Raw genomic sequence first — 12,116 nt, 5'->3', positions numbered from 1 at the left:
ACCCGTCCGGGGTGCCGTGGTGGTGCGCGTGGGCGCCGGGCGTCGTGGGCGTCGCCGCGTCCGCCGCCTGGGTGCTGCGCCGCCGCGGAGTCCCGGCGACCCGCCCGCACCCGGACGTCGAGACCGCCGCCGGGACGTCCCCGGCGCCCGTCCCCGACCACGTGGGCGGGCGCGACCTGCGCTGGGGGACGCCGCTCGCGCTCGCCACCGGCGCCGGGTTCGCCGTGGCCTCGCTGTACATCGTGAACACCGACGCGGACGACGCCTACTTCGTCTCCCGGTCCGTCGCCACCGCCGCGACCGGCCGCATCCCGATGAAGGACGTCGTCTTCACCTCGGGTTCCACGGGACCCATCGCCGGGGAGCCGCCGGTCTCCTCGATCGAGGTCCTCGTCGGCGCGGTCGCCCGGCTCCTCGGCGTCCCGGCGGCGTCGTTCCTCTGGTACGCCGTGCTGCCGGGCGTCACCTTCCTCGCCGTCTGGTCGCTGTGGCGGCTGGTCCGGGCCTGGGCGCCGCGCAACGCCGCCCTCTGCTTCGCGGTGGGCGCGGTGTACCTGCTGTGGTCGGGGCAGGAGCGGGCGTCGCTCGGCGCGTTCCACCTGCTGCGCATGTGGCAGGGCAAGGCCGTCCTCGTGTCGGCGCTGGTCCCGCTGCTGTACGTCTACCTGACCCGCTGGGCCGAGCGGCGCCGCCCGCGGGACCTCGTGCTGCTCGCCGCGGCGGGGATCGCCGCCGTCGGCCTGACGTCCTCGGCGGTGCTCGTCGTGCCGCTCGTCACCGCGGCCGCCGCCCTCCCCCTCGCCGCCGCCGGGCGCGTGCGGACGGGCCTCGCCGCGTGCTCGGCCGCGGCCTATCCCCTCGCGGCCGGGCTGGCGGTCGCGCTCCTGCACGAGGACACCAGCGTCCACGGCGCCTTCCACGACGCTCCGGAGAGCTTCCAGTGGGTCCTGCTGCACGGGACGCTCGGGATTCTCGCGGGGTGCGCGCTGTGGCTCTCGCCCTGGACGGCGCGGCCCGGCGTCCCCGCGCTGGTGGCCACCGGGGCCGCCGCCGTGCTCACGCTGCTCGTCCTGCCGGGCGTCCTGGAGGCGGCGGCGGACGTCACGGACGCCGGGCAGGTGCTCTGGCGGACGATGTGGATCGTGCCCGCGCCCGCCATGATCGGGCTGCTCGCCGCCGTCCGGGTCCCCCGCCCGGCCTCGCTCCCGCCCGGACGCGCGCTCGCCGTCCTGCCCGCCGCCGCCCTCGTCGCCGCTGTGGTCGTCGCGGGGACGCCGGTGTGGACGGCGGCGAGCGGCTCGTTCGTCGCCTCGCGTCCCTCGTGGAAGGTCCCGGCGGAGAACGTCGGCACCGCGCGGGCGGTGGTCCGGGAGGCCGGGTCCGGCGGCGCGGTGCTGATGCCGACGCGGTACATGCGCGTCGTGCCGCTGCTGTCCGCGGACGTGCACGCGGTGAACCCGAACCCGCACTACCTGTCGCTGCTGCCCGCGCCGCCGCGGCTCATCGAGGACCGGCGGCTGCTCAGCCGCGCGGTCCGCTCGCCGTACAGCCGCAAGCCGTCCCCCGCCGAGTTCCGGGACGCGCTGCGCCGCGCGGACGTGCGGGTGGCCTGCGTGTTCGTCCGCGACCGGCGCGGGACCGCGCTGCTCGCGGACGCGGGCTGGACGGGGACGCGGCGCGTCGGGCGGCTCGTCTGCGCGTTCCCGCCGGCGGGCTGACCGAAATCCGGACGGGCGGACGGCCCGATCCGGCCGCCCGTTTCGACCGCCTTTCTCCGGGCATCGGCGTTGCATTCATTTCGACGCACGTGGAGGAACAGACAATGACCGCCATCATGGTCGTCGTCGCCGTCGTGATCGTCGCCGCCGTCGTCGCCGCCGTCGCCTACCTGGCGTGGAACCGGGCGCGGACGCAGCGGCTCAAGCGGCGGTTCGGCCCCGAGTACGACCGGGCCGTGGAGAGCCACGGCGGCCGCGCGGCCGCCGAGCGGGAACTGATCTCCCGCGAGCAGCGCCACCAGGAACTCGAACTGCGCGACCTCGACCCGGGGCAGCGCGAGCAGTACCGCGAGCAGTGGGTCCGCGTCCAGGAGCGGTTCGTCGACGCCCCCGAGTCCGCCGTCGAGGAGGCCGACCGCCTCGTCACGGTGGTGATGGGCGAGCGCGGCTACCCGACGCACGGCTTCGAGGAGAAGGTCGCGCACCTGTCGGTGGAGCACGGCCGCACCCTGAACCACTACCGGGACGCCCACGACATCAGCGCCCGGGCGAAGAGCAAGCAGGCCTCCACGGAGGAGCTGCGGCAGGCCATGGTGCACTACCGCGCCCTGTTCGAGGACCTGCTGCACGTGCCGGAGCACGACCGGTCCACCACGGAGTCCGCCAAGGGCGGCGCCGCGGCGCCCGCCGGGCGGCACGCCGCGGACTCCAGCGCCCCCGACCAGGCCGCCGGGACGCCCGCCGGCCGGACCGAGCAGACCCCCAGGAGCTGATCGCCATGCAGCACAGGCGAACCGACGACCGGACGCCCGCCTCCGGGCCGGGCTCGGACCAGGGCGAGACCGCCCAGGCCGTGCGGCCCGGCGGTGCGGCCGCTCCCGGCGACACCCACGTCGCCGGGTCCCCGCCGAAGCCGTCCAACGCGGACGCGCCGGATCCCCTGACCGACACCTCCCCCGACCTCACCGCCCCGGCGGCGCCCGCCCAGGGAGAGGTCGCCACGCAGTTCCCCGACCCGAAGGCGGGCGGGGCCCCGGCCGCGTCCCGTCCCGGCGAGGGATCGGCCCCCGCCGCGACGCCCGGCGCGACGTCCCCCGGCCAGGCGGCACCCGGCCATGCCGTCCCGGGCGGCGCACCCGGCCATGCCGTCCCTGAGCAGGAGAACCGCGACGAGAAGGCGGCGCACGAGAAGGGGATCCCTGGCCAGGCGGTTCCGGGCCAGGCGTCGGCGGGCGCCCCGCCGGTCCCCGAGCGGTTCCTAGAGACCGCGGAGGTCGAGCGGTTCAAGCAGCGCTGGCACGACGTCCAGGCCGCGTTCGTCGACGACCCCGGCGAGTCCGTCCGCCAGGCGGAGGAGCTCGCCGCCGAGGTCGGCGAGGCCCTCAACCGGGCCCTCGCCGCGCACCGGCGGAAGCTGTCCGAGCCCCTCGGGGACGGGAAGGGCGAGCGTCCCGACACCGAGCGGCTGCGGCTCGCGCTGCGCGGTTACCGGGACCTGCTGAACCGCGTGTTCTCCGCCTGACGGTCCCGCGACAACAAATCATCGAGCCGCGCCGCGACGGGCGCTCCCACCGGGTGTGGGGGCGTCCGTCGCGGCGCGTCGGGGTCAGCCGTTGAGGAACCGGTAGACGGCCTCGCGGCCCTGCGTCCCGCGCTCGCGGTTCTGGATGGAGTGGGACGCGCCCTTCACGACGACGAGCTGCCCCTTCGGGGCGTAGCCGAGTTCTTCGCGCGCCCATTCGAGGGGCGTCGACAGGTCCCGGTCGCCGTTCAGCAGCAGCACCGGGACGGGCGGCAGCTTGAGGCCCCTCGGCTCGGCGGTGTGCCGGGACACCGGCCAGTACAGGCACTCCTGGACGAAGCCGTTGCCGACGGCGGTGTCCGCCGTGAACGGCCAGGTCGCGCGGGCGGGCAGCCGCTGGCGGGTGCGTTCGAGGATCGCCTTGCGGCCGGCGACGGGCGCCTCGGAGGTGCCCCACGGGAAGTGCCCGTCACCGCAGATGGTGGCGATGTGCAGGCCGGAGCTGTAGGACGCGACGGGATCGCCGCCGGAGTCGAGCAGCTGGAGCAGGCGGTCGAGCCGCGCCGGGTTCCCGTGCCGGGCCTCGTGCAGCGCCGAGACGACGTCGCCCGATCCGGCGGGCAGCGCACCGCCGGCGTCGGGGTCCCGGTAGGTCGGGTCGAGGAACTCGTACGTCACGAGCATGTCCCAGATGAGGACGTGGTCCTTGCGGTGCCGGGCGAGCCAGGCGAGGTCCCGGGCGGGGTCGTACCCGCACGCCGGTGCCGTCGCGCAGGCGTCCCGCAGGACGCGGGCGGTGGCGCGCAGCCCGGTGAGGTAGAGCATGTCGTCGTTCTGCGGGTCGACGTGCGGGAGGACCGAGTCCAGGACGAGCCTGCTCACGTTGCGCGGGTGGGCGGCGGCGTAGCTCGCGCCCGTCATCGTGCCGTAGGAGACGCCGTCCACCGTCATCGTGCGCGCGCCGAGCGCCCGGCGGAGCAGGTCCAGGTCGCCGACGGTCTGCTCGGTGGTGAAGTAGTGCCGCCGGTCGCCGAGGACGCCGGCGCACTCGGCGACCGCGTCCGGGGTGGGCGGCTCGATGTCGGTGCTGCCGACCTGCGCCTGGAGCTTCGGGCAGTCGATGGCGCCGGACTCGCCGGTGCCGCGCTGGTCGATCATGACGAACCGGTAGTTCTTCGCGAGCTCCGGCAGGCGCTGCCCGGCGATCCGGCTGATGAACGGGACGCCGGGCTGCCCGGGCCCGCCGGTGAGGAACAGCAGGACGCCCTTCGGGGCGCCGGCGTTGTCGCCGGTGGCCACCTGGAGCTTGAGGGTGCCCTTGGCGGGGTTCCGGTGGTCGAGGGGCACGGTCAGCGTGGAGCAGGTGTATCCGGGCTGGCCCGCGCAGGGGTGGGGGTCGGCCAGCGCCGGCGCCCGGCCGGCGGAGCCCGTGGGAGCGGTGGGGGTCGCGTGGGGTGCCGCGGCCGCCGTCGCCCCGCCGGATGCGGCGAGGGCGAGCGTGAGGGCGAACACCGCGGTGAGACGTGGTCGCATGTGCCGATCATGTCGGCCGCGCGGCGGCGGCGGTGCCCCCTCGCCGGAAGAGGCCATGTCCTGGAGCGGCCCCGCCCGGGCCCGCTGGGACGTCCGGGACGTATGCGGCGCGCGCCGCGCGGGGCCGCCGGGACACTCGTCAAGCGGGCGGCCAGGGTGAATACTGAGCCCATACTGAATCCCATTCGGTATTGCCTGCGAGCGGAGGTTCCACGGTGTCCGAGAACTACTCGATGACCATCGGGGGCGAGGCGGTGCGCGCGCCCGGCACCTTCGGCGTCGTCGATCCGGCGACCGGGGAGGTCGCCGAGCAGGCCCCCGACGCCTCCCGGGAGCAGCTCGACGCCGCCATGGCCGCCGCCCAGGCCGCCTACCCGGCGTGGCGGCGGGACGAGGCCGCGCGGCGCAAGGCGCTGCTCGCCGCGGCCGACATCATGTTCACCCGGTCCGAGGAGATCGGCCGCATCATCACGCTGGAGCAGGGCAAGCCGCTCGCCGACGCGACCATGGAGGTCGTCGGCGCGGGCGTCTGGCTGAAGTACTTCGCCGACCTCGAACTGCCGGCCGAGGTCATCCAGGACGACGCGAACGCGCGCGTCGAGGTCGTCAGGCGCCCGATGGGCGTCGTCGCGGCGATCACCCCGTGGAACTTCCCGCTGCTGCTCGCGATCTGGAAGCTCGCCCCCGCCCTGCTCGCGGGCAACACGATGGTGCTGAAGCCGTCGCCGTTCACGCCGCTGTCCAGCCTGAAGCTCGGCGAGGTGCTGCGCGACGTCCTGCCGCCCGGCGTGCTGAACGTCGTCACCGGCGGGGACGAGCTCGGCGCCTGGATGACCTCCCACGACGTCCCCCGCAAGATCAGCTTCACCGGCAGCGTCGCCACCGGCAAGCGGGTCGCCGCGGCCGCCGCGCCCGACCTGAAGCGCGTCACACTGGAGCTCGGCGGCAACGACCCGGCGATCCTGCTCGACGACGTGGACCCGGCCGCCGTCGCCGCCCGGCTGTTCGGCGCGGCGTTCCAGAACAACGGCCAGGTCTGCTCGGCCGTCAAGCGCGTGTACGCGCCCGCGTCCGTCTACGACGACGTCGTCGAGGCCCTCGCCGAGCAGGCGCGGGCCGCGAAGGTCGGCGAGGGGACGCGGGAGGGCGTCCAGTACGGGCCCATCAACAACGAGCCCCAGTACGAGCGGGTGGGCGAGCTCGTGGCCGAGGCGCTCGCGGGCGGCGCGCGCGCCGCTGCGGGCGGCGGGCCGATCGACGGCCCCGGCTACTTCTTCCAGCCGACGATCCTCGCCGACGTCGAGGACGGGGCCCGGATCGTCGACGAGGAGCAGTTCGGCCCCGCCCTGCCGGTCATCAGGTACACCGACCTCGACGAGGCGCTCGCCCGCGCCAACGGCACCCACTTCGGCCTGTCCGGGTCGGTGTGGGGCGCCGACGCCGACCGCGCCGCCGAGGTCGCCGCGGAGCTGGAGTGCGGCACCGCCTGGGTCAACACCCACCTCGCGCTCGCGCCGCACCAGCCGTTCGGCGGCTTCAAGTGGAGCGGCGTCGGCGTCGAGAACGGCCCGTGGGGCCTGTACGGCTTCACCGAGCTCCAGGTGATCCACCGCTCGAAGGCCTGAGCGGCGCGGTGCGCGGACCCCGGAGGGCGGGACGGTAGCCCTCCGGGGGCCGTTTCGCATGTGCGGAAGGTCACGACTTCGAGGCCGGAAAGTGACATGGCCACTACTGGTGGTCGGGCACCGGAATGGGACACTTTCTGCGCGGGGGCGTTCGACGACCGCTTCGCCGACCTTGAAGGGGGCCGGATGAGCACATGGGACGTCATGCGCCAGGACGACAACGGCAACGGGTTCCACGTGGCCGCCCACGACTCGCGCGTGTCGGCGCTGGCCCACGTCCTGGCCCTGGAGAGCGGCGTCCCGCACAAGCAGACGTACTGGGTCGAGGGGCCGCCCGGCCCGTCCGTCCGGACGAACCGCGACCTGTACCTGCACTTCCTGCACCTCGGCCAGGAGGCCAGGGCGGCGTCGTGGTCGCTGTCGGCGTTCCTGCGGGCGCTCTGGAAGGTCAGCGGGCCGCTCGCCGACCGGGAGCGGCTGGAACCGGACGACGTCGCGGCGATGTTCGCGGCCGCCTCCACCACCCCGCCCGCCGAGTTCGACCCGGCGTGGAGCGCCAAGGACCTCGCGCTGCCCGGCGACGAGCCCGACGGGTACGCCGACTGGGAGCGGGTGATCCTCTCCCAGCTCGCCGACCTGGAGGACTTCATCACCCACCCGCCGGGCCCGCAGGCCCGCTTCGGCGTCGACGCGCCGCGCCCGCCCGGCACCGGGCGGCGCGCCACCCCGGCCCGCTGGTACAACTTCGACCCCGCGACGTACCTGGAGTGCGCCGTCGCTGGCAGCCTCGGCGGCTGGGACGCCGCCGACGGCGCCCGGGTCCCGCTGCCGACGGCGCCCGGCCAGTCCCCCGCCCGCTCGTACGTCCGCACGATCACCACGATGACGTGGGGCGACCTCGCGCGGATCGCGGTCTGCGGCCAGATGTACGAGTAGGCCCTCCCGCCGATCGCCCCCGGGTGCCCTGTCGGACCCGTCTGGTAGGACTGGCCCATGTCCGACAGGGCCGTCACGCTGATCGACCGGGGCGACTACTGGCTCGTGCAGGCCCGGCCGCATCCCGCCCTGCGCCCGTTCCTGCGCGCCTACGACGGCTACTGGGAGCGCGACACCGTGCCGTCGCGCATGCGCACGCTGCCGACCCGCTCCGTCGTCGTGATCATCAACTTCGGCCCGCCGCTGCGCCTCGCCGTCCCCGACCCCGGCACCGGCGACCGCGACTACGCGTCCCTCGCCGCGGGCATGTACGACGGCCACGGCATGTACGCCCACCCCGGCGGGCAGCGCGGCGTCCATCTGGACCTGACCCCGCTCGGCGCCTACACCCTGCTCGGCGTGCCGATGGCGCGGCTCACCAACGCCGCCGCCGAGCTGCCGGAGCTGCTCGGCCCCGCCGCGGCCCTGCTGGTGGAGCGGCTCGCCGGGACGCCGTCCTGGGCCGCGCGGTTCGACCTGCTCGACGCGTTCCTGCTGCGCCGCCTGGAGGCGGGCCCGCGGCCCGACCCCGAGGTGGCGCGGGCGTGGCGGCTGCTCCTCGGCTCTGCCGGCCGCGTCCCCGTCGCCGAGATCGCCGCCGACGTCGGCTGGAGCCGCCGGCACCTGGCCCACCGGTTCCACGAGCAGGCCGGGCTGCCGCCCAAGGTGATGGCCAGGGTGCTGCGGTTCGAGCGCGCCGTCGGGCTGGCGCGCCACGGCCGCGCCCTCGCGGACGTCGCCGCCGCCTGCGGCTACTACGACCAGGCCCATCTCAACCGGGAGTTCCGGGCGCTGTCCGGCTGCAGTCCGACCGAGCTGCTCGGCGGCCAGCTCGAACCGCAGCGGACCGCCACGCTCGCCGAATCCCTCTGAGGGCGGGCCCGGACGGCGCCGCCGAACGCGCCGGCCCGGCCCAGGCCCACCCCCGGCCTGGACGCCCGGCGGGCCGCGAGCGACGATCGAGGCATGCCGCGGCTGATCCTGCTCGGAGTGGGGACGGCCCGTTCGCGCGCCCACGCGCCGGCCGGGCTGCTGGTCGAGTACGGCCACGCCCACGTCGGCCTGGACGGCGGGCCCGGCTCCGAGCCGCCCGAGACCTGCGAGGCGTGGCTGGTCCGTGACGAGAAGGGGCCCCTCCAGGCGGAGCTGCTCCGGATCGCCCGCGAGAGCGGCATGCCCGCGCCCGTCCTCGCGCCGTACCGGCACGGCTCGCTCCACATCGTCCCCATGCCCGTGCCGTCGAGGGCCGGGACGATGCACGGCTACCGGATCGCCGCCGGGCGCCGCACCTGCGTGTGGGCGCCCGAGTCCGCCGAGCCGCCCGCCTGGGCTCGGGGCGCCGACCTCGTGTTCGCGGGGGCCGGGAGAGCACCGGCCGCGACGGCGGAGGCGTTCCGGGGGCTCGGGGTGCGGCGGCTCGTCCTCGTCCGCTCGCCCGGCGGGGACGCGGAGCCCGGCGGCCCGCCGCCCTTCGGCGAATGGGGCGCCGAGGGCGCGGTCTACCGCATGTGACCGGCACCCGGCGCGCGGCCTCCCGGGGCGCAAGTGCGAGCGGTCGTCCCGGACAGGCATGGAGCGGCGCCGCGTGGCAATACCGGAGGGGAAACTCCCCCGGAGGTGCACATGGTCTGGCTCGGACTCGTCCTGCTGATCGCGGGCGCCGTCCCCGCCCTCACCGCGGACGGCGACATCGGCGGCGTGGACCTCACCGTCGCCGGCGCGGCGGTCATGGCCGCCGGCGCGGCGCTGCTCATCGCGGGCATCCTGCGGCTGCGCCGCCGGCGCCGGTACGGCCCCGCGGAGCGCGGCGCCCAGGCCTACTACCGGACGTCCACCGGCAAGATCATCGCGATGGTGGTCGCCGTCGTCTACATCGTCTCGCCGGTCGACCTCATCCCGGACGTGTTCCTGCCGGTCGGCATCGTGGACGACGCGTCGGCGCTCACCTGGCTGCTGTTCGCGTTCGCCCAGGAGTACACGCGCCGCAACCGCGCCAAGCGCGGTGCCGTGTAGCGGCGTCATCCGGGCGCCGGACAGTTCTTACAGAACTCTGACGTGCGGCTTTGGCCTCTGGCGCGCGGCGAACGAAGATCGCTAACTTCGCGATCATGGCCAACACCCCCAAGGCGGCCGCGGGCCGCCGTATCGCCGTGCTCGCCGCCGCTCCGCTCGTGCTGGGAATCGCGGGCGCGCTGCCCGCGCGGGCGGCGTCCGCCGCCGTCGAGTCGACCAGCGTCACCCCGTCCACGATCAGTGCCGGGCAGGAGGCGCTGCAGAAGATCACCCTGACCGAGGCCGCGCCCGCCGGCGGCACGGTCGTCGAGCTGCGCGACCTCAACGAGTACGAGGACCCCAACTACGTCAGATCGACCGGACGCAAGGTGACCGTCCCGGAGGGCCAGCGGAGCGTCACCGTCCCGATCCGGGTGCAGTCCGAGCGGGAGACGACCGTCACGCGGCTGCGGGCGTCCGCGAACGGCTCGGCGGCGGAGACCGCCGTCACCGTCACACCGCCGGACCCGCGCGAGCAGCAGGTCACCGGCTTCTACGTGAAGCAGCAGTACGGCCAGGCGATCGCGCTGACCTCCACGACGGTCACCGGCACAGTGCAGCTCAAGGCCCCGGCGCCGGTCGGCGGCCTCGCCGTCGACATCCGCAACGTCCCGGGGTGGAACTCCACCGCCGACGCCCCGCCGTACGTGGTCGTGCCCGCGGGCGCCACCGGCGCCACGTTCCCGATCCGCGTGGTCGCCGACCGGGAGCCGCGGTCCGTCCAGATGACGGCCGACCTCGGCAACAACGTGCTGACCTCCAGCCTGACCGGAGTGCCCAAGACGTTCTCCGTCGGGCAGTCCCGGGAGATCCGGAACACGCCCGGCTACTGGCCGAACCACGGCGTCGTGGGCCTCGGCGACCTCTGGCACCCGTTCGGCGCCACGATCAAGCTGACCAGCGACACGCCGGGCGTCACCGTCCCGGCCGAGCTGAAGGTGTCCTCCGGCGAGGTCGGGCAGCTCTTCCCCGTCACGGTGGACCCGTCGGTCCCGATCGGCGCCAAGGTGAAGATCACCGCGAGCTGGGTGCTCGGCCCGGCGCCGGTGAGCACCGAGATCACGATCCAGGACTGAGCCGGGGCCGCACCGGAGACGGCCCCGGGGGGACCGTCTCCGGTCAGTGCTGGCTCACTCCCCCGCCGAAGCTCATCACCACCACGCCCAGCACGATGATCACGGCGCCGACAACGCCCAGCGGCCGGACCTGCTCGTCGAACAGCAGGACGCCGCCGACGAAGGCGCCGATCGTGCCGAGCGCGGACCAGATCGCGTAGACCGGGCCGACGTTCAGCGACGTCAGCGCCTTCGCCATGAACACGAACGAGATCAGGTACCCGACGACGACGATCGCGGCCGGGCCGGCCTTCGTGAAGCCGTCCGAGGCGCGCATCGCGAGCGTCGCCGTGACCTCGAAGGCGATGGCGAGGCCGAGCAGGACGAACGGCATCAGCGCGCCTCCCCGTACTCGGCGGCGATCGCCTCGAACACCTTCGTGTCGGCCTCCCAGGGCGTGCCGGGACGCGGCCAGTGCAGCGCGATCTCGGTGATGCCGAGCTCGGCGTAGCGGCCCGCGAGGTCGTCGAACGCCGCCGCCGACTCCAGCCACGGCTCGTCGGTGAACCCGGTCAGCAGGACGAGGTCCCGCAGCTCGGCGGGGTCGCGGCCCTCCGCCTCGCACGCGGCGCGCAGGGCGGCCAGCCGGGTGCGGACGACCTCCTGCGGGGCGCGCCCCTCGGCGTGCCCGCTCGTCACCCATCCGTCCCCGTAGCGGGCCGCGAGCCGCATGCCGCGCGGCCCGTCGCCCGCGATGACGAACGGCACGCGGGGCCGCTGCGCGCAGCCGGGCTCGGTCACCACCTCCCGGGCCGTGTAGTACGTCCCCTCGAAGGTCGTCTCGGGGCCGCGCAGCAGGCGGTCGAGCAGGCCGGTCCACTCGGCGAAGCGGGCGGCGCGCTCGCCGGGCGACCAGTCGTCCCCGCCGAGGATCCCCGCGTCGGACGAGCGGCGGGTGCCGCCGGACCCGATGCCGATCGTGAGGCGCCCGCCGCTGACGTGGTCGATCGTCTTGACCGCGTGCGCGGTCGGCACCGGATGGCGGAAGTTCGGCGAGGTCACCAGCGTGCCGAGCCGGACCCGCGAGGTGACCGCCGCCGCGGCCGCGAGCGTCGTATAGGCGTCGTACCAGGGGGTCGTGCCGCGCCAGGCGATGTGGTCGTACACCCAGGCGTGGCGGAACCCGAGCTCCTCCGCGAGCCGCCAGAGCTCCCCCGCCTCCGGCCACGACTGCATGGGCCACATCACCGTGCCGATCCGCGGTGCGGTCACCTGATCTCCCGTCTCCCGCCCGGGCGCCTCGCCGCGGGTCCCCGCCCCCATCCCATCATCCGCGGGGCCGCCGCTCAGGGCCGGGTCTCCGCGAGCCAGTGACGCAGCGCCCACCACAGGTGCGCCGCCCGCGCGACCGCCGCCCCGCCGGACGGGTCGAGCAGCGGGCGGCCCGTCAGCTCCTGGAAGCGCCGCGCCCGGTACTTCACCGTGTTGGCGTGGACGTGCAGCGCCGCGGCCGTCGCGGCGACGCGGCCGCCGTGGTCGAGGTGGGCGAGGGCGGTCCCGGCCAGCTCGCGGTGGAACGGGTCGGCCGGGTCGAGGCCGCCGAGCAGCCCGTCCGCCAGCAGCCGCCCGAGCCCCG

The 12,116-nt window shown here is 75.4% G+C and carries 13 protein-coding genes; 9 read left to right on the top strand and 4 right to left on the bottom strand.

Annotation, left to right across the window (positions count from 1 at the left end; all coding sequences use genetic code 11):
• From E1300_RS50745 to E1300_RS41055, 3 genes are all read left to right on the top strand, one after another.
• Positions 1-1,718, top strand: a 1,718-nt coding sequence (locus E1300_RS50745) for a DUF6077 domain-containing protein (protein ID WP_165503224.1), incomplete at its 5' end; no start/stop codon positions are given.
• A 104-nt stretch (positions 1,719-1,822) separates the two neighbouring features.
• Positions 1,823-2,491 (top strand): hypothetical protein, encoded by a 669-nt coding sequence (locus E1300_RS41060; RefSeq protein WP_131762693.1) that lies wholly within the window; start codon positions 1,823-1,825, stop codon positions 2,489-2,491.
• A 5-nt stretch (positions 2,492-2,496) separates the two neighbouring features.
• Positions 2,497-3,240 (top strand): hypothetical protein, encoded by a 744-nt coding sequence (locus E1300_RS41055; RefSeq protein ID WP_131762692.1) that lies wholly within the window; start codon positions 2,497-2,499, stop codon positions 3,238-3,240.
• A gap of 84 nt (positions 3,241-3,324) precedes the next feature.
• Here E1300_RS41055 and E1300_RS41050 read toward each other — a convergent pair whose 3' ends face one another.
• Complete coding sequence (locus E1300_RS41050) at positions 3,325-4,773, bottom strand: alpha/beta fold hydrolase (protein WP_131762691.1); 1,449 nt, start codon at positions 4,771-4,773, stop codon at positions 3,325-3,327.
• A 215-nt stretch (positions 4,774-4,988) separates the two neighbouring features.
• Between E1300_RS41050 and E1300_RS41045 the strand changes: the two genes are divergently transcribed.
• The 6 genes from E1300_RS41045 to E1300_RS41020 all read left to right on the top strand — a co-directional run bounded on the left by E1300_RS41045 (position 4,989) and on the right by E1300_RS41020 (position 10,501).
• Complete coding sequence (locus E1300_RS41045; RefSeq protein WP_242619720.1) at positions 4,989-6,398, top strand: aldehyde dehydrogenase family protein; 1,410 nt, start codon at positions 4,989-4,991, stop codon at positions 6,396-6,398.
• 186 nt (positions 6,399-6,584) lie between these two features.
• Entirely contained in the window at positions 6,585-7,334 is a 750-nt protein-coding gene (locus tag E1300_RS41040; RefSeq protein ID WP_131762690.1) for a hypothetical protein, read from the top strand.
• 57 nt (positions 7,335-7,391) lie between these two features.
• Positions 7,392-8,246, top strand: a complete 855-nt coding sequence (locus E1300_RS41035) for a helix-turn-helix domain-containing protein (RefSeq protein WP_131762689.1) — start codon at positions 7,392-7,394, stop codon at positions 8,244-8,246.
• A gap of 93 nt (positions 8,247-8,339) precedes the next feature.
• Positions 8,340-8,885, top strand: coding sequence for a hypothetical protein (locus E1300_RS41030; RefSeq protein WP_131762688.1), 546 nt, complete (start codon positions 8,340-8,342; stop codon positions 8,883-8,885).
• A gap of 111 nt (positions 8,886-8,996) precedes the next feature.
• Positions 8,997-9,386, top strand: a complete 390-nt coding sequence (locus tag E1300_RS41025) for a YkvA family protein (RefSeq protein ID WP_131762687.1) — start codon at positions 8,997-8,999, stop codon at positions 9,384-9,386.
• Positions 9,387-9,481: 95 nt separating this feature from the next.
• A complete protein-coding gene (locus E1300_RS41020) occupies positions 9,482-10,501 on the top strand; it encodes a hypothetical protein (protein ID WP_131762686.1) in 1,020 nt (339 codons plus the stop codon).
• Positions 10,502-10,544: 43 nt separating this feature from the next.
• Here E1300_RS41020 and E1300_RS41015 read toward each other — a convergent pair whose 3' ends face one another.
• From E1300_RS41015 to E1300_RS41005, 3 genes are all read right to left on the bottom strand, one after another.
• A complete protein-coding gene (locus E1300_RS41015) occupies positions 10,545-10,874 on the bottom strand; it encodes a DMT family transporter (RefSeq protein WP_131762685.1) in 330 nt (109 codons plus the stop codon).
• Positions 10,874-11,752: an LLM class flavin-dependent oxidoreductase gene (locus E1300_RS41010; protein ID WP_207400246.1), complete on the bottom strand. Its 879-nt coding sequence runs from the start codon at positions 11,750-11,752 to the stop codon at positions 10,874-10,876. The genes E1300_RS41015 and E1300_RS41010 overlap by 1 nt, the downstream gene beginning before the upstream one ends.
• 74 nt (positions 11,753-11,826) lie before the next feature.
• Positions 11,827-12,116 (bottom strand): helix-turn-helix domain-containing protein (locus E1300_RS41005; protein WP_131762683.1); only part of this gene is annotated, 290 nt, incomplete at its 5' end.

The organism is Actinomadura fibrosa, assembly GCF_900659615.1.
GTDB lineage: Bacteria > Actinomycetota > Actinomycetes > Streptosporangiales > Streptosporangiaceae > Spirillospora > Spirillospora fibrosa.
This window is presented reverse-complemented; position numbering and strand designations above follow the sequence as displayed.

What these genes read in the sequence shown, in the direction of transcription:
- E1300_RS41060 (WP_131762693.1), top strand. Translation starts at nt 1,823, where the DNA reads ATGACCGCCATCATGGTCGTCGTCGCCGTCGTGATCGTCGCCGCCGTC.
- E1300_RS41055 (WP_131762692.1), top strand. Translation starts at nt 2,497, where the DNA reads ATGCAGCACAGGCGAACCGACGACCGGACGCCCGCCTCCGGGCCGGGC.
- E1300_RS41050 (WP_131762691.1), bottom strand. Translation starts at nt 4,773, where the DNA reads ATGCGACCACGTCTCACCGCGGTGTTCGCCCTCACGCTCGCCCTCGCC.
- E1300_RS41040 (WP_131762690.1), top strand. Translation starts at nt 6,585, where the DNA reads ATGAGCACATGGGACGTCATGCGCCAGGACGACAACGGCAACGGGTTC.
- E1300_RS41035 (WP_131762689.1), top strand. Translation starts at nt 7,392, where the DNA reads ATGTCCGACAGGGCCGTCACGCTGATCGACCGGGGCGACTACTGGCTC.
- E1300_RS41030 (WP_131762688.1), top strand. Translation starts at nt 8,340, where the DNA reads ATGCCGCGGCTGATCCTGCTCGGAGTGGGGACGGCCCGTTCGCGCGCC.
- E1300_RS41025 (WP_131762687.1), top strand. Translation starts at nt 8,997, where the DNA reads ATGGTCTGGCTCGGACTCGTCCTGCTGATCGCGGGCGCCGTCCCCGCC.
- E1300_RS41020 (WP_131762686.1), top strand. Translation starts at nt 9,482, where the DNA reads ATGGCCAACACCCCCAAGGCGGCCGCGGGCCGCCGTATCGCCGTGCTC.
- E1300_RS41015 (WP_131762685.1), bottom strand. Translation starts at nt 10,874, where the DNA reads ATGCCGTTCGTCCTGCTCGGCCTCGCCATCGCCTTCGAGGTCACGGCG.